Annotated in this window: 20 protein-coding genes; 8 read left to right on the forward strand and 12 right to left on the reverse strand. The window is 68.3% G+C overall.

Features of this window, described 5'->3' with window-relative positions:
• The first annotated feature begins 1 nt into the window (after position 1).
• Positions 2-2,044: an ATP-binding protein gene (locus L632_RS0100080; protein WP_028711891.1), complete on the forward strand. Its 2,043-nt coding sequence runs from the start codon at positions 2-4 to the stop codon at positions 2,042-2,044.
• 18 nt (positions 2,045-2,062) lie between these two features.
• Here L632_RS0100080 and L632_RS0100085 read toward each other — a convergent pair whose 3' ends face one another.
• Positions 2,063-2,647, reverse strand: coding sequence for a sulfotransferase family 2 domain-containing protein (locus tag L632_RS0100085; protein WP_028711892.1), 585 nt, complete (start codon positions 2,645-2,647; stop codon positions 2,063-2,065).
• Between the two features lie 244 nt (positions 2,648-2,891).
• On the opposite strand from L632_RS0100085, the gene recA reads away from it, so the two are divergent.
• The 4 genes from recA to L632_RS0100105 all read left to right on the forward strand — a co-directional run bounded on the left by recA (position 2,892) and on the right by L632_RS0100105 (position 8,048).
• Complete coding sequence (gene recA / locus L632_RS0100090; RefSeq protein WP_028711893.1) at positions 2,892-3,962, forward strand: recombinase RecA; 1,071 nt, start codon at positions 2,892-2,894, stop codon at positions 3,960-3,962.
• A gap of 279 nt (positions 3,963-4,241) precedes the next feature.
• Positions 4,242-6,899: an alanine--tRNA ligase gene (gene alaS, locus L632_RS0100095; protein WP_028711894.1), complete on the forward strand. Its 2,658-nt coding sequence runs from the start codon at positions 4,242-4,244 to the stop codon at positions 6,897-6,899.
• Positions 6,896-7,186, forward strand: coding sequence for a DUF1330 domain-containing protein (locus tag L632_RS0100100; RefSeq protein ID WP_028711895.1), 291 nt, complete (start codon positions 6,896-6,898; stop codon positions 7,184-7,186). Before alaS ends, L632_RS0100100 begins: the two co-directional genes overlap by 4 nt.
• Before the next feature lie 67 nt (positions 7,187-7,253).
• Complete coding sequence (locus L632_RS0100105; protein ID WP_028711896.1) at positions 7,254-8,048, forward strand: class II glutamine amidotransferase; 795 nt, start codon at positions 7,254-7,256, stop codon at positions 8,046-8,048.
• 287 nt (positions 8,049-8,335) lie between these two features.
• Here the strand turns inward: L632_RS0100105 and ureG are convergent, their stop codons facing one another.
• From ureG to L632_RS0100150, 9 genes are all read right to left on the reverse strand, one after another.
• On the reverse strand, positions 8,336-8,950 hold the full coding sequence (gene ureG / locus L632_RS0100110; RefSeq protein ID WP_028711897.1) for an urease accessory protein UreG: 615 nt from the start codon (positions 8,948-8,950) through the stop codon (positions 8,336-8,338).
• Positions 8,947-9,579: an urease accessory protein UreF gene (locus tag L632_RS0100115; protein ID WP_028711898.1), complete on the reverse strand. Its 633-nt coding sequence runs from the start codon at positions 9,577-9,579 to the stop codon at positions 8,947-8,949. The genes ureG and L632_RS0100115 overlap by 4 nt, the downstream gene beginning before the upstream one ends.
• Before the next feature lie 3 nt (positions 9,580-9,582).
• The gene (locus L632_RS0100120; RefSeq protein ID WP_036696929.1) at positions 9,583-10,035 is read right to left on the reverse strand and encodes an urease accessory protein UreE; all 453 of its coding nucleotides are present in this window, start codon (positions 10,033-10,035) and stop codon (positions 9,583-9,585) included.
• Between the two features lie 19 nt (positions 10,036-10,054).
• Positions 10,055-10,276, reverse strand: coding sequence for a hypothetical protein (locus L632_RS0100125; protein WP_028711900.1), 222 nt, complete (start codon positions 10,274-10,276; stop codon positions 10,055-10,057).
• A 121-nt stretch (positions 10,277-10,397) separates the two neighbouring features.
• Complete coding sequence (ureC, locus tag L632_RS0100130) at positions 10,398-12,098, reverse strand: urease subunit alpha (protein WP_028711901.1); 1,701 nt, start codon at positions 12,096-12,098, stop codon at positions 10,398-10,400.
• 10 nt (positions 12,099-12,108) lie between these two features.
• A complete protein-coding gene (locus L632_RS0100135) occupies positions 12,109-12,417 on the reverse strand; it encodes an urease subunit beta (protein ID WP_028711902.1) in 309 nt (102 codons plus the stop codon).
• Positions 12,414-12,962, reverse strand: a complete 549-nt coding sequence (locus L632_RS0100140) for a HupE/UreJ family protein (RefSeq protein WP_028716135.1) — start codon at positions 12,960-12,962, stop codon at positions 12,414-12,416. The genes L632_RS0100135 and L632_RS0100140 overlap by 4 nt, the downstream gene beginning before the upstream one ends.
• A 9-nt stretch (positions 12,963-12,971) precedes the next feature.
• Positions 12,972-13,274 (reverse strand): urease subunit gamma, encoded by a 303-nt coding sequence (locus L632_RS0100145; RefSeq protein WP_028711904.1) that lies wholly within the window; start codon positions 13,272-13,274, stop codon positions 12,972-12,974.
• Between the two features lie 12 nt (positions 13,275-13,286).
• The gene (locus L632_RS0100150) at positions 13,287-14,093 is read right to left on the reverse strand and encodes an urease accessory protein UreD (RefSeq protein ID WP_028711905.1); all 807 of its coding nucleotides are present in this window, start codon (positions 14,091-14,093) and stop codon (positions 13,287-13,289) included.
• Between the two features lie 197 nt (positions 14,094-14,290).
• Between L632_RS0100150 and L632_RS0100155 the strand changes: the two genes are divergently transcribed.
• The 3 genes from L632_RS0100155 to L632_RS0100165 are packed head-to-tail and all read left to right on the forward strand — an operon-like array spanning position 14,291 to position 16,445.
• Positions 14,291-15,583, forward strand: coding sequence for an adenylosuccinate synthase (locus L632_RS0100155; protein ID WP_028716136.1), 1,293 nt, complete (start codon positions 14,291-14,293; stop codon positions 15,581-15,583).
• Between the two features lie 11 nt (positions 15,584-15,594).
• Positions 15,595-15,807, forward strand: a complete 213-nt coding sequence (locus L632_RS0100160) for a DUF2842 domain-containing protein (RefSeq protein ID WP_028711907.1) — start codon at positions 15,595-15,597, stop codon at positions 15,805-15,807.
• Complete coding sequence (locus L632_RS0100165; RefSeq protein WP_028711908.1) at positions 15,804-16,445, forward strand: thiamine diphosphokinase; 642 nt, start codon at positions 15,804-15,806, stop codon at positions 16,443-16,445. Before L632_RS0100160 ends, L632_RS0100165 begins: the two co-directional genes overlap by 4 nt.
• Before the next feature lie 38 nt (positions 16,446-16,483).
• Here L632_RS0100165 and L632_RS0100170 read toward each other — a convergent pair whose 3' ends face one another.
• Positions 16,484-17,455, reverse strand: a complete 972-nt coding sequence (locus L632_RS0100170; protein ID WP_028711909.1) for an ABC transporter permease — start codon at positions 17,453-17,455, stop codon at positions 16,484-16,486.
• Positions 17,448-18,455 carry an ABC transporter permease gene (locus tag L632_RS0100175; RefSeq protein WP_028711910.1) on the reverse strand — a complete coding sequence of 336 codons (1,008 nt, stop codon included), beginning with the start codon at positions 18,453-18,455 and terminating at the stop codon, positions 17,448-17,450. The genes L632_RS0100170 and L632_RS0100175 overlap by 8 nt, the downstream gene beginning before the upstream one ends.
• Between the last annotated feature and the right edge of the window lie 18 nt (positions 18,456-18,473).

The following is an 18,473-nucleotide window of genomic DNA, read 5'->3' on the forward strand; positions in this document are numbered from 1 at the left end:
GATGATTTCGGAACGGGCGGACATCCTGCGCTCGGCGCAAATCCTGGTGCCGTTTCTGACGCTTCCCGCGCTGATCGGCGCGTTGTGGCTGGCGCTGCGCCCGCAGGACGCGCAGGGCGGCGTCACTCTTTTGACCGTCGGTGCGGCGGTGACGGCCTGGTATCTTCTGGGGGGCGCCATTTCGGCCCGTCACCTGTGGCGGGGGCTGGCGACGCGGCGCGATCTGACCCGGCTGCTGCCCGCCGTCCTGGACCATGATCTGCCGGCCTTTGCGGTCGGGCCGGACGGGCTGATCCTGGCGCAGAATCAGATGGCGCTGGACCGGATCGGCGATCTGGTCGACCGACCCGTTCATGATGCGCTCAGCCGCCGCCATGCCGATCCGGCCGCGTTCTGGCAGGACCTGGGTATCGGCCTTTCCCGCAGCGGCAGGGTCCGCGCCGATCTGGGCGAGGCGGGCGATTATATGGTGACCCGCCAGGCGGGCTCGACCGTCCAGCTGTGGCGGGCCGCCGCCCCCGAGCTGCCGGCGCTGCCCGCGCCGGCGCCGCCGCGCAGCGACATCGACGATTTCGATCTGCTTCCGGTCTCGTTGCTGATCCTCGACCCCGCGGCGAATATCCTCCGCGCCAATGCGGCCGCCTGCGACCTGCTGGGGGGGGCGGTCGGGGGACAGAACCTGGCCGCACTGCTCGACGGGCTCGGACGCGAGATGGGCGATTGGGTGGCGGATGTCGGCGCGGGACGGACGATCGGCGGCTCAGAGGTGCTGCATGTTCGGGCCGAGGGCCCCGACCGGTTCGTTCAGGTCTCGCTGACGCGCGGCAAGGGGGATCACGTCACCGCGGTGCTGTCCGATGCCAGCGCGCTGAAGACGCTCGAGGCGCAGTTCGTGCAAAGCCAGAAGATGCAGGCGATCGGCCAGCTTGCCGGCGGCATCGCGCATGACTTCAACAACCTGCTGACCGCGATCACCGGGCATTGCGACCTGCTGATGCTGCGCCATGACAAGGCCGATCCGGACTACGCCGATCTGGACCAGATCAGCCAGAACGCCAACCGGGCGGCGGCGCTGGTGCGGCAATTGCTGGCGTTTTCCCGCAAGCAGACGCTCAAGCCGCAGATCATGGACCTGCGCGACACGCTTTCGGACCTGACGCATCTGCTGAACCGGCTGGTGGGCGAGCGCATCGTGCTGACCTTCGATCACGATCCTTCGCTGCGGATGATCCGCGCCGACCGGCGCCAGCTGGAACAGGTGATCATGAACCTGGTGGTGAACGCCCGCGACGCCATGCCCGAGGGCGGCGACATCACCATCTGCACCGACAATGTCCGGCTGGAGAGCCGCGCCGCCTGCGGGCGCGCCACCTTGCCGGCCGGGGATTATGTCCGGGTCCAGGTCCGCGACCAGGGCTGCGGCATTGCCGCCGATGATCTGGCCAAGATCTTCGAGCCCTTCTTCACCACCAAGCGCACCGGCGAAGGCACCGGACTGGGACTCTCGACCGCTTACGGCATCGTCAAGCAGACCGGCGGCTATATCTTCTGCGACAGCGCGCCGGGCGAGGGCAGCTGCTTTTCCCTGTTCTTCCCGGCGCATGACCGCCGCGATGCCGAAGAGGTGCAGCAACAGTCCCCGACGGCTGCGATGCGCGCGCGTCGCGAGGTCGAGGCGACCGTGCTGCTGGTCGAGGACGAGGCCCCGGTGCGCGCCTTTGCCAGCCGCGCCTTGAAACTGCAGGGGTTCAACGTGCTCGAGGCGGCCTGCGCCGAGGATGCGCTGTCGCTGCTGGCCGATCAGCGCCTGGAGGTGGATGTCTTCGTCACCGATGTGGTGATGCCGGGCATGGACGGCCCGGCCTGGGTGCGCACCGCGCTGCGCGACCGGCCTGACACCAAGGTGATCTTCATGTCGGGCTATGCCGAGGACATCTTCTCGGAGGGCCGTCCGCCGGTGCCGGATGCCGCCTTCCTGGCCAAGCCCTTCTCGCTTTCGGACCTGACCGCGCTGGTGAGCCGGCAGCTGGGCGGCAATCGCTAGGTCGCCGCCGGACCGGGTTCAAAGCGAATCGTAAAGCGCGAAATCCGCCGCCATCACCTTGCGCAGCCCCGCCTCCTGTTCGGGGTTCAGGCTGACGTCGACCGTCGGCGGCACGTTCACCCGCGGCAGGCTGATCGCGCAATCCAGCCGGTCCTCGAGGAAATGGGTAAAGGTTTCCATGTCCTCGTAGCGGAAGATGCGATCGACATGATCGGCTTCCGTGGTCAGGAAGGCGGCCTGGCTGCCCACCCGCGCCACCTCCGGCCCGTCGGGATCGGCATAGGCGCTGGCGAAATCCGCGAAGCTGACGCCGATCATGGGGTGTTCCGGGTCCTCGTCATCGTCGCGCAGGCGAAAGCGATACCAGCTGCGCAGCCAGCCGATCGGCTCGCGCATCAGGGCGATGGTGGTGAATTTCTCGCCGGTGGCCGAATGCAGCCAGGGCTCTATATGGCGTCGATAGGTCTGCAGGTCGGCATGTTTCAGCGCGGCCGGGCGCTGGACGGCGACATTGGCCAGGGCTTCAAGCGCGGATTCCACCGCGGTGGACCCGGCCTTGGGTGTCGCGAGGAAGACCAGCCGCCTTTCCCAGAAGATCAGCATTTTCCAAATACTTTCAGCCGTTGCGGCATGCGCGCCGGGATAGCCATCCGCCCTGCGGCTGTAAACCGTTTCTTAATCCTTTCGCGGCAGTCTGGGGCAGGAGGTCGCGATGCGGCCTCTGATTCGCCAACCAGGACTTGCATTTCGGCGCAATAGGGCGCAGATAAGAACAACCCGTGAACAAAATGGCGGGCGGGCGCTGATTGCCCCGGATGGCGGGGTGTGAAATAAGCATGAGGACCGCATGGCAGGGGCAACACTTTTCGACATGAACGACAAGCGATCCGCAGACAAGCAGAAGGCGCTGGACAGCGCGCTGGCCCAGATCGAACGGCAATTCGGCAAGGGCTCGATCATGAAGCTGGGCGCCGACAGTCCGGTGGCCGAGATCGAGGCGACCTCGACCGGCTCGCTGGGGCTCGACATCGCCCTGGGGATCGGCGGCCTGCCCAAGGGCCGGATCATCGAGATCTTCGGCCCGGAAAGCTCGGGCAAGACCACGCTGACGCTGCATGTCGTGGCCGAGGAGCAGAAGAAGGGCGGCGTCTGCGCCTTCGTCGATGCCGAACATGCGCTGGACCCGCAATATGCCAAGAAGCTGGGCGTCAACCTGGACGAGCTCTTGATCAGCCAGCCCGACACCGGCGAACAGGCGCTGGAGATCGTGGATACGCTGGTGCGCTCGGGCGCGGTCAGCCTGGTCGTGGTCGATTCGGTGGCGGCGCTGACGCCCAAGTCCGAGATCGAGGGCGATATGGGCGACATGCAGATGGGCAGCCAGGCCCGGCTGATGAGCCAGGCGATGCGCAAGCTGACCGCCAGCATCGGGCGGTCGAACTGCATGGTGATCTTCATCAACCAGATCCGCATGAAGATCGGCGTGATGTTCGGCAACCCCGAGACCACCACCGGCGGCAACGCCCTGAAATTCTACGCCTCGGTGCGCCTGGATATCCGCCGCACCGGCTCGATCAAGGACCGAGACGAGGTGGTCGGCAACTCGACCCGGGTCAAGGTGGTCAAGAACAAGGTGGCGCCGCCCTTCCGCCAGGTCGAGTTCGACATCATGTATGGCGAGGGCATCTCGAAGGTCGGCGAACTGATCGACCTCGGCATCAAGGCCGGCGTGGTCGAGAAATCGGGCAGCTGGTATTCCTATGGCGATGAGCGCATCGGCCAGGGCCGCGAGAATGCCAAGCAATATCTGCGCGACAATCCCGACGTGGCCTATGCCATCGAGGACAAGATCCGTGCCAGCCACGGCCTGGATTTCGGGGCTGCGGAGGATGGCGACGAGGCGCTGACCGAGGATTGATCCCGGACCGACCCGGCGGGCATCGGTGGCTTCCGACAGGGCTTGCATGCGGTGCGCAGGGAAGTTCCCGTGCATTTCCATCGCCAAGGGGGCTTTGCCCCCACGCCTCACGCGCCCCTCGACGGGGCGCATGAGTCGCTCCCCCAGGATATTTGCCCAAGAGAGATGCCGGGAGGCCGCCCGGCCACGCGGGATTGCTGGACAGCCGCCATGGCTGGGGCTAGACCGGGCGGCAAACCGGTTCTGGCCGGAAAAACCGCTTTGCGATGAAGGCCCGATATGCCCAGCTTGAATGAGATCCGCTCAACCTTCCTGAACTATTTCGAACGCAACGGCCATCGCGTCGTCGACTCGAGCCCGCTGGTGCCGCGAAACGACCCGACGCTGATGTTCACCAATTCGGGCATGGTGCAGTTCAAGAACCTGTTCACCGGCGTCGAGACGCGGGACTACAAGCGCGCCACCACCGCACAGAAATGCGTGCGGGCCGGCGGCAAGCACAACGACCTGGACAATGTCGGCTATACCGCGCGCCACCATACCTTCTTCGAGATGCTGGGGAATTTCAGCTTCGGCGACTATTTCAAGGACGGCGCCATCCCCTTTGCCTGGGAGCTTCTGACCAAGGATTTCGGCATTCCCAAGGACAAGCTGCTGGTCACCGTCTATCACACCGACGACGAGGCGGCGGAGATCTGGAAGAAGGTCGCGGGGCTTCCCGATGACCGCATCATCCGTATTCCGACCAGCGACAATTTCTGGCAGATGGGTCCGACCGGTCCCTGCGGTCCCTGCACCGAGATCTTCTATGACCACGGTGAGCAGATCTGGGGCGGTCCGCCCGGCAGCGCCGATGAGGACGGCGACCGCTTCATCGAGATCTGGAATCTGGTCTTCATGCAGAACGAGCAGTTCGAGGATGGCTCGATGCGCGCGCTCGACATGCAGTCGATCGACACCGGCATGGGGCTGGAGCGGATCGGCGCGCTTCTGCAGGGCAAGCATGACAATTACGACACCGACCTGATGCGGAGCCTGATCGAGGCCAGCGCGCATGCGACCAGCGCCGACCCGGACGGTCCCGGCAAGGTGCATCATCGCGTCATCGCCGATCACCTGCGCTCGACCAGCTTCCTGATCGCCGACGGGGTGATGCCCTCGAACGAGGGGCGCGGCTATGTGCTGCGCCGCATCATGCGCCGCGCCATGCGGCATGCGCATATGCTGGGCGCCAAGGACCCGGTGATGCATCGGCTGGTGCCCTCGCTGGTGCGCGAGATGGGTGCCGCCTATCCCGAGCTCGGCCGCGCCCAGGCGCTGATCGAGGAGACGCTGAAGCTGGAGGAGACCCGCTTCAAGCAGACGCTGGACCGCGGCTTGCGGCTCTTGGACGACGAGCTCGCGAAGCTGCCCGAGGGGGCGAACCTGCCGGGCGAGGCGGCGTTCAAACTTTACGACACCTATGGCTTCCCGCTGGACCTGACCCAGGACGCGCTGCGCGAAAAGGGCCGCGCGGTCGATACCGCCGGCTTCGACGCCGCCATGGCCGAGCAGAAGGCCAAGGCGCGCGCCGCCTGGGCCGGCTCGGGCGAGACCAAGGATGCCGCGATCTGGTTCGATATCGCCGAAGAGCACGGCGCCACCGAATTCCTGGGCTATGACACCGAGATCAGCGAGGGCCAGATCCTGGCCCTGGTGCAGGACGGCGCCGCGGTGGATGCGGCCTCCGAGGGCCAGCAGGTGCAGATCGTGGTGAACCAGACGCCCTTCTATGCCGAAGCCGGCGGCCAGGTCGGCGATACCGGCCTGATCAAGACCGAGACCGGCGCGGCGCGCGTCACCGACACCAAGAAGTCGGGCGGCGTCTTCATCCATATCGCCGAGGTGACGCTGGGCACGATCCAGCGCGGCCAGGGGGCGCAGCTTTCCGTCGATCACGACCGCCGCAGCGCCATCCGTGCCAACCATTCGGCCACGCATCTGCTGCACGAGGCGCTGCGCCGCGCCTTGGGCGAGCATGTCGCGCAGCGCGGCAGCCTGAACGCGCCGGACCGGCTGCGCTTCGACTTCAGCCATGCCAAGGCGATGACACCCGAGGAGCTGGCCCAGGTCGAACGCGAGGTGAATGATTTCATCCGCCAGAACAGCCCGGTCGAGACCCGGATCATGTCCCCCGACGATGCCCGCGCCCTGGGCGCCCAGGCGCTGTTCGGCGAGAAATACGGCGACGAGGTGCGCGTGGTCTCGATGGGCGAGTTGGCGGGCTCGGGCAAGGGCACCGGCGGCCAGACCTATTCGCTGGAGCTGTGCGGCGGCACCCATGTCGCGCGCACCGGCGATATCGGCATGTTCGCGCTGACCGGCGAGACCGCCTCGGCCGCCGGCATCCGCCGCATCGAGGCGCTGACCGGCCAGGCGGCGATGGACGAATTGCGTCGCGTGGACGCCGAGCTTTCCGAAATTGCCGGCATCGTCAAGGCGCAGGCCGGCGACGTGGTGAACAAGGTCCGCGCCCTGGCCGATGAGCGCAAGGCGCTGGCCAACGAGGTGGCGCAGCTCAAGCGCCAGCTGGCGATGGGCGGCGGGTCCGAGGACAAGCCCAAGGACATCAACGGCATCAAGCTGATCGCCCGGCGCGTCGAGGGCGTGACCGGCAAGGAGCTGGGCCCGCTGGTCGATGAGATGAAGTCGCGGCTCGGCTCCGGCGCCGTGGTGGTGCTGGCCGAGGCGGACGGCAAGGCGACGGTGGCGGCGGGCGTCACCCCCGACCTGACCGGCCGGATCAGCGCCGTCGAACTGGTGCAGACCGCGACCGCGGCGCTTGGCGGCAAGGGCGGCGGTGGCCGTCCCGACCGCGCCCAGGGCGGGGCGCCCAGCCTTGCCGCGGCCGATAGCGCCATCTCGGCCGTCGAAACCCTGATCGGAGAGAAAGCATGACCGCCTTGTGGATCGCCCATGTGACCGTGACCGACCCCGATGCCTATGGCGAATATGCCCGGCTGGCGGGGCCGGCGATCGCCGCGCATGGCGGGGTGTTCCTGGCCCGCGGTTCGCGCTACGTGCAGCTTGAAGGCAAGGAGCGCGCCCGCAATGTCGTGGCGCGCTTCCCCAGCGTCGAGGATGCGGTGGCCTGCTACCGCTCGGCCGAGTATCAGGCGGCGCTGGACCATGCCCGGGATGCGGCCGAACGCGACCTTGTGATCGTGGAAGAAAACCCCGCCTGAGACTTTTTGGTGATTCGTCAGGCTTTTCGTGCTAGCCCTAGGAAAAAGCGCGGAAAGGGGCAGGATAATGTGCCGCTGGGCAGCCTATGTCGGCAGTCCGATCTATCTTGAGGATGTCATCTGCCGGCCCGGCCATTCGCTGGTCCGGCAAAGCCACGGGGCGACCCGCTGTCACACCCCGGTCAATGCCGACGGCTTCGGCATCGCCTGGTATGGCGAGCGCGAGGAGCCGGGCCTTTACCGCGACATCATGCCGGCCTGGTCGGACAGCAACCTGCGCAGCCTGACCGCCACGGTGAAATCGCACCTGTTCCTGGCGCATGTGCGGGCCTCGACCGGCACGGCGACCAGCCGCAACAATTGCCATCCTTTCGTCGTCGGCAAATGGTGCTTCATGCATAACGGCCAGTTCGGCGGCTACGACGGCTATCGCCGCCATGCCGAGGTGCTGATCCCCGACGAGCTCTATCCGCATCGCAAGGGCGCCACCGACAGCGAGGCGCTGTTCCTGATGGCCCTGGGCGAGGGGCTGGAGGACGACCCCGCCGGCGCCATGGCCCGCGCCACCGCGAAATTCGAGGCACTGGCCCGGCAAAAGGGCGCGGCGCCGCATGTGCGGCTGACGGCGGCCTTCTCGGATGGGACCAGACTCTATGCCCTGCGCTATGCCAGCGACGAACATGCGCCGACCTTGTTCCACCGCTGGTCCGACACGCGCGGCGGCCGCGCGGTGGTCTCGGAACCGCTTGAGAGCGACGAAACCGGCTGGCTGGAGGTGCCGGCGCAAAGCTTCTGCATCTTCGACGGCGCCGAGGTGACACTCACGCCTTTCCGGCCGGGGCCGCTGCGCGCCGTCGCCTGAGCCACGAAACCCCCCGCGAAAGTCGGCGCCATCCGCCTTGCGACGGCCCGGAACCCGGTGGGGCTGCTTGCCCCGGCCGGAAAGGCATCGCAGCCGGCCAGCTGTGCCAAGCCGGACCTCCTCCGGAGGCGGCCGTAACCCGCGGCGATGGGAATGGGGCGATGTCGGCCAAGGCCGGCCGGTGGCCGGGCGCCTTTCTCCGGTCTCTTCTCTGTTGCCCAAATACCCTCAGCCACGGTGCAGGTGCAGCGTCCGTGCCGGGCTCGCGCGGCCGGATCGTTCACGGGTCAGCGCAGGGCCAGCCCGCCCTCGCGCAGCAGGAAATCCACGATCTCGCGGACCCCCTTGCCATGCCGCAATTGCGCCATGACGAAGGGCCGCGTGCCCCGCGCCGCCCGTGCATCGCTTTCCAGCAGCGCCAGATCCACCCCGACATGCGGCGCAAGGTCGGTCTTGTTCACCACCAGCAGGTCGGATCGGGCCAGCCCCGGCCCGCGCTTCCTGGGGATGTCCTGCCCGGCAGTGGTGTCGATGACATAGATCGTCAGATCGGCGAGCTCGGGCGAGAAGGTCGCGGCCAGGTTGTCGCCGCCCGATTCGATCAGGATCAGCGCCAACTCGGGGAAGGCGGTGCGCAGATCGGCCACGGCGGCCAGGTTGATGCTGGCATCCTCGCGGATCGCGGTATGCGGGCAGCCGCCGGTCTCGACGCCGCGGATGCGCTCGGCCGGGAGCACCTGGGCGCGCATCAGCGCCTCGGCATCCTCGCGGGTATAGATGTCATTGGTGATGACCGCCATGGACAGGCGCGGCGCCAGCGCCCGGGCCAGCTGCTCGGTCAGGGTGGTCTTTCCGGCGCCGACCGGGCCGCCGATGCCGACGCGCAAAGGTCCGTTCATCATGTGCGGAAGATCCTTACCTCCAGGGTTTCATGCCGCATCGCCGCCAGATCGGCGCCGAAGCAGCAGCTTTCCAGCCGGTCGCGCCCGGCCGTCGCGGCTTCGGCCGCAAGCGCGGCGATCAGGGGATGCAGGCGGGAAAGCGCCGCCTGCGCCTCGGCCTGGCCCAGCGGCAGGAAGCGCGTCGCGGCCGAGATCAGGTTCGCGGCGAAGGCGTGCAGGTAATGCGCGATCACCTCTTCGGCCGGCAGGGTCAGTCGGCGCGCGGCCTCACCCACCGCGACGGGCAGCGGCCGCGCCGGCAGCGTCGCGGCCGAAAGCGCCGAGACGGTGGCGGCAAAGGCGCGGCCCTGGTCCGCGGTTTCCGCCAGCCGCTCGGCTGAGCCGGCCAAGGCACGGGCAAGATCCGCGATCTCCTCGGCATCCTCGCCGCGCAGCACCAGCGCCAGCAGCACCGCGTCGAGCCGGCCGCCGCCATGGCGCAGCACATCCGCGACCCAGTCCGAAACCGCATCGGCGTCCCGCACGCCCTCGGCCATCGCCTGTTCCAGCCCGTGCGAATAGGCGAAGCCGCCGGTGGGGAAGGCCGGCGACAGCCATTGGATCAGCGACAGGCGGTCCAGCGCGGACATCGGCTAATGCGCATGGTCATGGCCCATGGTGCGGCCATGGCCATAGGCGCCGCCCTCGGGGGCAAAGGGCGCCATGGTCGGGGTGATGCGGGCGCCGAGGCCGCGCAGCATGGCCTCCAGCACATGATCGGCGCGGATCAGCAGGTGGTCGGGCTCGATCTGGCAGGGGGTGTGGCGGTTGCCGATATGCCAGGCGAGGCGGGGCAGCGGCCCCTCGATGCGCAGGCAGGGCTCCAGCGCGGCGGCGATGCCGACCAGACGCCCGTCCTCCAGCTGCAATGCGTCGCCGGGATCAAGGCTGACCGTCTGGGGCAGGTCGACCAGAAAGGACAGCCCGCCGCGCGAGGTCAGGCGCTTGCGGCGCAGGAAGCGGCCCTCGTAGTCGAGGACCACCGTGTCGTCGGCGGGGGTCGCGCGAAGCACCGCGACGGCCCGCAACGGCAGGGGCGCGCTCATCGCGGCGCCCCCTTGCAGGTCAGAACCAGATGCGGTCGCTGAAGACGTAATGCACGATCCGGTCGCGGGTGATGCCCATCCGGGCCAGTTCGGCGTCGGATTTCGCCTCCAGCGCCTCGATCTCGGCACGGCGCGAATGCTTCTCGATATAGGCCTCGGTTCCGCGCGCGAACCGCTTGAGGAATGCGTCGAACAGTTCCGGCAGGCGGGGCGAGAAGATGTTGGTCGAGATGGTAGCCATTGGAAACCCTTTCGGTATTGGCGAATGGTTTCCTCCCCTGGCGTCGAATGTAGGTCTGTTTCGCGGTCATCACCATGGCTTCTTTTGCAATGCTGCATTGCAGCGGGGGCGTAAGCGGCTTTCAGAACAGGAAATATCTTTGCGCCAGCGGCAGTTCGGTGGCGGGCTGGCAGGCCAGAAGCTCGCCATCCGCCCGCACCTCGTAGGTTTCGGGGTCCACCTCGATCAGCGGTGTCGCGTCGTTCAGCCGCATGTCGGCCTTGCCGATGCCGCGCGTATCCCGCACCGCCACCGCCGCTTTCAGCATCCCCTCGGCGCAGCCGGCATCCAGCCCGGCCCGGCTGACGAAGGTCGTGCCCGAGGCATGCCGCGCCCGGCCCATCGCGCCCCACATCGGCCGCATATACATGGGCTGCACCGGGATCGAGCCGTTCGGATCGCCCATCTGCGCCCAGGCGATCATGCCGCCGACCAGCACCATTTCCGGCTTGGCGCCGAACATGGCGGGGTCCCAGATCACCAGATCGGCGCGCTTGCCCGGCTCGACGCTGCCGATCTCATGGCTGATGCCATGCGCGATGGCGGGGTTGATGGTGTATTTCGCCACGTAGCGCCGGGCGCGCAGGTTGTCGTTCCGGCCCGTCTCTCCGGCCAGCCGCCCGCGCTGCAGCTTCATCTTGTGCGCGGTCTGCCAGGTCCGCGTCACCACCTCTCCCACCCGGCCCATGGCCTGGCTGTCGGAGGAGATCACTGAAAAGGCGCCCATGTCGTGCAGGATGTCCTCGGCCGCGATCGTCTCGCGGCGGATGCGGCTTTCGGCGAAGGCCACGTCCTCGGGCACGCGCTTGTCGAGGTGATGGCAGACCATCAGCATGTCCAGATGCTCCTCGACCGTGTTGGCGGTAAAGGGGCGGGTCGGATTGGTCGAGCTGGGGATGACGTTCGGCGCACCGACCAGCCGGATGATGTCCGGCGCATGGCCGCCGCCCGCGCCCTCGGTGTGGAAGGCGTGGATGGTGCGGCCCTTGATCGCCGCCAGCGTGTGCTCGACAAAGCCGGATTCGTTCAGCGTGTCGGTATGGATCGTCACCTGCACGTCCATCGCATCGGCGACGGTCAGGCAGCAGTCGATGGCGGCCGGGGTGGTGCCCCAGTCCTCGTGCAGCTTCAGCGTGGCGGCGCCGGCGCGGACCATCTCCTCCAGCGCCTCGGGGCGCGAGGCATTGCCCTTGCCCGAGATCAGCATGTTCACCGGCACCGAATCCATCGCCATCAGCATCCGCCGGATGTGCCAGGGCCCCGGCGTGCAGGTGGTGGCCAGCGTGCCATGCGCCGGGCCGGTGCCGCCGCCCAGCATGGTGGTGATGCCCGAGGCGATGGCGTCCTCGACCTGCTGCGGGCAGATGAAATGGATATGCGCATCCATGCCGCCGGCGGTGACGATGCGGCCCTCGGCGGCGATGATCTCGGTGCCGGGGCCGATCACCAGCGTCACGGCCGGCTGGGTATCGGGATTGCCGGCCTTGCCGATGCCGTGGATGCGCCCGTCGCGCAGGCCGATATCGGCCTTGTAGATGCCGGAATGGTCAAGGATCAGCGCATTGGTGATGACGGTGTCCATGGCCCCCTCAGCGTGGCTGGCCTGCGACTGGCCCATGCCGTCGCGGATCACCTTGCCGCCGCCGAACTTGACCTCTTCGCCATAGGTGGTCAGGTCGCGCTCGACCTCGATGACGATCTCGGTATCGCCCAGCCGCAGGCGGTCGCCGGTGGTCGGGCCATACATCTGCGCATAGTCGCCGCGGGAAATGGTCAGCGCCATGATCCTCTCCTTAATCCAGCGGGCCCATGACCGTGCCGTTGAAGCCATGGACCGCGCGCCGGCCGGCAAGCGGGATCAGCCGCACCTCGCGCCGCTGGCCCGGCTCGAAGCGGACGGCGGTGCCGGCGGCGATGTCCAGCCGCATGCCGCGCGCCGCCGCCCGGTCGAAATCGAGCCCCGGATTGGTCTCGGCGAAATGGTAGTGGCTGCCGACCTGCACCGGCCGGTCGCCGGTATTGGCGACCATCAGCGTGATCGCCTCGCGCCCGGCGTTCAGGACGATCTCGCCCTCGGCCGGAAAGAGTTCGCCCGGGATCACGGCAGCACCGCCAGCGCGACGCCCGCCGCCGCCGTCGCCGCGCCCAGCAGGCGCGTGGCGCCCAGCCGGCCAAGCGCGATCCCTGCCAGATGCAGCGCCGCGGTCGCCAGCACGAAGCCCGCCGCATAGGCGGCAAGACCCGAGGCCGGCCCCTCGGCCCCATGCGCATGGCCGTGCATCAGGCCGAAGACAGCCACCACCGGCAAGGCAAAGCCCAGCGAGGGCCGCAGCGCCAGCGCCACGGCAAGGCCGAGGATGACGGACGAAGCCAGGATCATCGGCTCGACCGCCGGCAGGGGCAGGCCCGCCGCCCCCAGCGCGCCGCCGGCCAGCATGGCGGCGACGAAGCATAGCGGCAGCGCCCAGAGGCCCCGCCGGTCCGCCGCCGTCGCGGCCCATAGCCCGACTGCAACCATCGCCAGCACATGGTCGGTGCCGCCCAGGGGGTGCATCCAGCCCTCGGCGAAGGGCGCGGCATGGCCGACATGGCCGGGATGGGCAAAGGCCGCCGTCGGCATCAGCAGCAGGGGAAGGATAGGTTTCATGGCAGCCTCTCAGCGGATGGGATCGTGGACGGTGACCAGCTTGGTGCCGTCCGGAAAGGTGGCCTCGACCTGCACGGAATGGATCATCTCGGGGATACCCTCCATGCATTGCTCGCGGGTGATGACATGGGCGCCGGCCTCCATCAGCTCGGCGACCGTGCGGCCGTCGCGCGCGCCCTCGACCACGAAATCCGAGATCAGCGCGATGGCCTCGGGGTGGTTCAGCCTGACGCCGCGGGCCAGCCGGGCGCGCGCCACCATGGCGGCGACCGAGACGAGCAGCTTTTCCTTTTCGCGGGGACTCAGGTTCATCTTGGGCTTCCTTCAGATTTGCCAGACGCGGGGCAGGGGGCCGGGCCGGATCGCCCGGATCAGCCGCATCAGCGCCTGCCGCAGCTCCCAGCCATCCGGGGCCATCAGCCGCGCCACGAGCTTGCCGTCGAAGGCGCTGGCGGCGCCGTCCGCGCCAAGCGCATCCCGCGCCCGCCCCAGGCGGTCGGCGGCGTCGGGGGCCACCAGCACCAGCGTCGCAAAGGCGCGGCATCCGGCTAGCATCGCCGGCCCGCATCCGGCCAGCGCGGCATCGGTGATGCGCAGGTTCTCGACAAAGACCGGCCGGCCGTCGCGGCTGATGCGGCGCCGGTCGCTCAGGTCCAGCCGCGTCACCGTCTCGCCCATGGCCGCGCGGCCCAGCACCAGCACCTCGGCCCAGAGGCAGCTGGCCGTGCCGGCCAGCGCCACCTCCTGCTCGCGCACCAGCGCGGCGCGGTCGAACAGGATCGTCTCCTGTGGCAGCAGGTCCAGATGCGCGCCGTCCGCCACCGCATAGCGCGCTTGCACCCCCGCGCGCCCGGTCACCGAGCGATAGGCGCGCTCGGCCGTCTGGGTCGTCACCACCAGCCGCGTGCCCGGCCCTTGCCCGACCGCGATCTCCATCCGGTCGCCGCCGGTCAGCCCGCCCGAAGTGTTCAGCAGCACCAGCTCGCAGCCCCCTGCGGGCGGCAGCATGGCCTTGCCGCTGCCGGACTGGTGCAGCCGCTCCAGCCGAGTCGTGCCGCCGCGCAGCGCGAATCCGGCGCGGACACGCCCTTGGGCGCGGGGAAGCTGGCAGGGGATCGTCTGGTGCAGCATCGGGACCTCTTTGCCCGAAGCATCGGCAGAGCCGCGCCGCGACTGCAAGGAAAGGCACCAGATCCGCCGGCCCGATCCCCGATCTGCGCGAAATCGGGGCAGGCTGGGCATTTCGCAGGCAGGGCGGAATGCGCTTCCCCCCAAGGGCTTCGGCCATTATACGGTTCGCGGCATTCATGACCGCAAGGGGAAGCACAATGGCCAATGTGGTGGTCGTCGGCGCGCAATGGGGCGACGAGGGCAAGGGCAAGATCGTCGACTGGCTGTCGGAACGCGCCGATGTGATCGCGCGCTTCCAGGGCGGCCACAACGCCGGCCACACGCTGGTCATCGGCAATCAGGTCTTCAAGCTGTCGCTCCTGCCCTCGGGCATCGTGCGCAAGGGCAAGATGGCGGTCATCGGCAACGGTGTGGTGCTGGACCCCTGGTCGCTGTTCGCCGAAATCGACAAGCTGGCCGCGCAGGGGGTCGAGATCAGCCCGGAAAACCTGATGATCGCGGAAAACACCCCGCTGATCCTGTCGCTGCATCAGGACCTCGACAAGCTGCGCGAGGAAGCTGCCGGTGCCAGCAAGATCGGCACCACCGGCCGCGGCATCGGTCCCGCCTATGAGGACAAGGTCGGCCGCCGCAGCATCCGCGTCGCCGACCTTGGCGACGAGGAGACGCTGGACTCGCGCCTCGACCGCCTGCTCGCCCATCACGACGCCCTGCGCCAGGGCCTCGGCGCCGCGCCCATCGACCGGGCGGAGCTGCGCGCCAGGCTGCTGGAAATCGCCCCGAAACTGCTGCAATACGCCCAGCCGGTCTGGAAGGTGATGAACGACTACCGCAAGGCCGGCAAGCGCATCCTGTTCGAGGGCGCGCAGGGCAGCCTGCTCGACATCGATTTCGGCACCTATCCCTATGTGACCAGCTCGACCACCATGTCGGGCATGGCGGCCAGCGGCACCGGGCTCGGCCCCTCGGCCATCGGCTTCGTGCTGGGCATCGTCAAGGCCTATACCACCCGCGTCGGCGAAGGCCCGTTCCCGACCGAGCTCGACGATGCCGACGGCCAGCGCCTGGGCGAGCGCGGCCATGAATTCGGCACCGTCACCGGCCGCAAGCGCCGCTGCGGCTGGTTCGATGCGGTGCTGGTGCGCCAGACCTGCGCCATCTCGGGCGTGGACGGCATCGCGCTGACCAAGCTCGACGTGCTGGACGGCTTCCAGACGCTCAAGATCTGCACCGGCTACGAAGTGGACGGCCAGCATTACGACCACCTGCCCACCGCCGCGGCGCTGCAGGCCCGCGCGAAACCCGTCTACGAGGAGATGGAGGGCTGGCAGGATTCGACGCAGGGCGCGCGCAGCTGGGCCGACCTGCCGGCCAATGCGATCAAATACGTCCGCCGCATCGAGGAATTGATCCAGTGCCCCGTCGCGCTGCTCTCGACCTCGCCCGAGCGCGACGATACCATCCTCGTGACCGATCCCTTTGCGGACTGACGCGGGCTGACATGGACCTCAAGACGCGCAAACGCTGGTCGCTGGTGATCCTGCTGGTCGGGCTGCCGCTCTATATCGTGGTGGCGGTGAGCCTGGTGAACTGGATGGACCGGAGCTGGGGCCGCCAGCCGATCCTGGTCGAGCTTGCGGTCTATGTGGCCCTGGGCATCCTCTGGGCGCTGCCCTTCCGCAAGGTCTTCTCCGGCATCGGCAAGGGCGAATGAGGTTCACCAGCGCCCGCCCGGTCACGCTGATCGGCGGCGCGCCGGTCAGCCGCGCCGACCTGCAGCAGGCGCTGCGGCTCGCGCCGGTGGTGGCCGCCGCGGACAGCGGCGCCGATACCGCGCTGAGCCACGGGCTGATGCCGGCGGCGGTCTGGGGCGATTTCGACAGCATCTCGGCCCGCGCCCGGGCCGAGATCCCGGCCGAAAACCAGCATCCCATCGCCGAGCAGGACAGCACCGATTTCGAGAAATGCCTCTCCCGGCTCGGTGCGCCCTTCATCATTGCGCTGGGTTTCTCGGGCGCGCGCCACGATCATTTCCTCTCGGCGCTCGGCGTGCTCGCCCGCCGCATCGGCCCGCCCTGCATCCTGATCGCCGGCGAGGACGCGATCACCCTCGCCCCCCCGCATCTCGCGCTGGACCTCGCCCCCGGCACCCGGGTCTCGCTGTTCCCGATGGGCCCGGCCTCGGGCAGCTCGACCGGCCTGAAATGGCCCATCGACGGGCTGGCCTTCGCGCCGGCCGGACGCAGCGGCACCTCGAACGAAGCCACGGGCCCGGTCACGCTGGAATGCGAGGGCCCGATGCTCCTGATCCTGCCGCGCGCGGAACTGCCGCGCCTGGCCGCGGCGCTCTAGGCTTCTTTGCTCGCCAAATACCCATGCAACCGCGCCGTTCAGCGCTTGCGGATCCGCGGGTCCATGGCATCGCGCAACCCGTCGCCGATATAGTTCACCGACAGCACCGTCAGCGAGATCAGCAGCCCCGGCAGCACCACCCGCCAGGGATACATCTGCATCTGGTCCACCGCGTCGTAAAGCAGCCGCCCCCAGGTCGGGAAATCCGGCGGGAAGCCCAGCCCCAGGAAGGACAGCGCGCTTTCGGTGATGATCGCCGTGGCGATGCCCAGCGTCGCCGCCACCACGATGGGCGAGACCACGTTGGGCAGCACATGGCGCAGGATCATCCGCGGCGCCGGCGTGCCGATGGATTTCGCCGCCAGGATGAACTCGCGCTCCTTCAGGCCCAGCACTTCGCCGCGCACGATGCGCGCGGTCTGCATCCACGAGGTGACGCCGATGGCGCCGACGATCAGCAGGAAGGTGCCGCCCGCCGGGCCCATCGCCTTGCCCAAAGGCTCGCGGAACAGCGTCACCATCAGAAGCAGCAGCGGCAGCAGCGGCAGGGCCAGGAACAGCTCGGTCAGCCGCATCAGCGGCGCGTCGAGCCGGCGGAAATAGCCCGAGCTGATGCCGATCAGGCTGCCCAGGCTCAGCGCGATCGCCATGGCGGTCAGCCCCACCGCCAGCGAGACCTGCCCCCCCGCCATCAGCCGGGCCAGCAGGTCGCGGCCCAGCTGGTCGGTGCCCAGCGGATGCGCGGCGCTGAAGCCCTGGTTGCGGGCGCGGATGTCGACGAAGGTCGGCTCGATGGTCCAGACCAGCGGCCCGACGGCCACGAACAGGATGATCGCCACGAACAGCACCAGCGCCACCATGGCGCCGCGATGGCTGCGGAACTGCCGCCAGATGTCGCGCCACTGGCTGCGGGCCGGGGCCTCGGGCGTTGGGGCGGCCGGTGGCAGCGCCTCGGCCCCCGGTGCCGCGGCATTGACCGCGCTTTCCTCGATCAGCAGCCGGTCAGTCATAGCGGATCCTCGGGTCCAGCACGCCATAGAGCAGGTCGGCGATCAGGGTGAAGGTGACGATCAGCACCGCGAAGATGAAGGTCAGCGTCATCACCATCGGGATGTCGTTGGCGTTGATCGCCAGGATCAGCAATTGCCCCAGCCCGTTCACCTTGAACACCTGCTCGGTGATGATGGCGCCGCCGAAGACCGCCGGCAGACCCAGCGCGATCACCGTGACCACCGGGATCAGCGAATTGCGCAGCACGTGCTTCAGCACTACGACGCGCTCGGACAGGCCCTTGGCGCGGGCGGTACGCACGTAATCCTGCCGCAGGTTGTCCAGCATGGAGGCGCGCATGAAGCGGCTGATCTGCGCGGCGTTGTAAAGCGCCAGCACCGTGACCGGCATCACCATCTGCCGCACCTGCTGGGCGAAGCTGTCCCAATCCGTCACCCGCAAGGTGGTGTCGTAGATCGACGGGAACCATTGCAGCTTGATGCCGAAGACGATGATCAGCACCACCCCGGTGAAGAAGGTCGGCAGCGAGAAGCCGACCATCGACACGAAGGTGCCGATCTGGTCGAACCAGCTATATTGCTTGTAGGCCGAGACGATGCCGATCGGGATCGCGATCAGCACCCCGATCAGGTAGGACATGCCGACGACGGTCAGCGTCTGCGGCAGCCGCTGCGCGATCACGTCGAAGACCGGGCTGCGGCTCTGGAAGCTGATGATGCGCTGCATGCCTTCGCTGAACCCGGTGCCGAAGGCGCGGTCGAACCAGTGAAGCGGCTCGACCCAGAAGAACTGCTTCAGCCACAGCACATAGCGGATATACCAGGCCTGCCCCAGCCCCAGCGCCTCGCGCATCCGCTCCTTGACCTCGGGCGGCACGGTCAGCGGCACGTCGCCCAAGGGATCGCCGGGCGAGGCTTCCAGCAGCAGGAAGATCACCAGCGAGATGAACAGCAGCGTCGGGATTGCCAGCAAGAGCCGGCGCAGGGCGAAACTCAGCATGGCGATCCTTTCGCGCTC

The organism is Paracoccus sp. J39, assembly GCF_000518925.1.
In the GTDB taxonomy this organism is placed as follows: Bacteria; Pseudomonadota; Alphaproteobacteria; order Rhodobacterales; family Rhodobacteraceae; genus Paracoccus.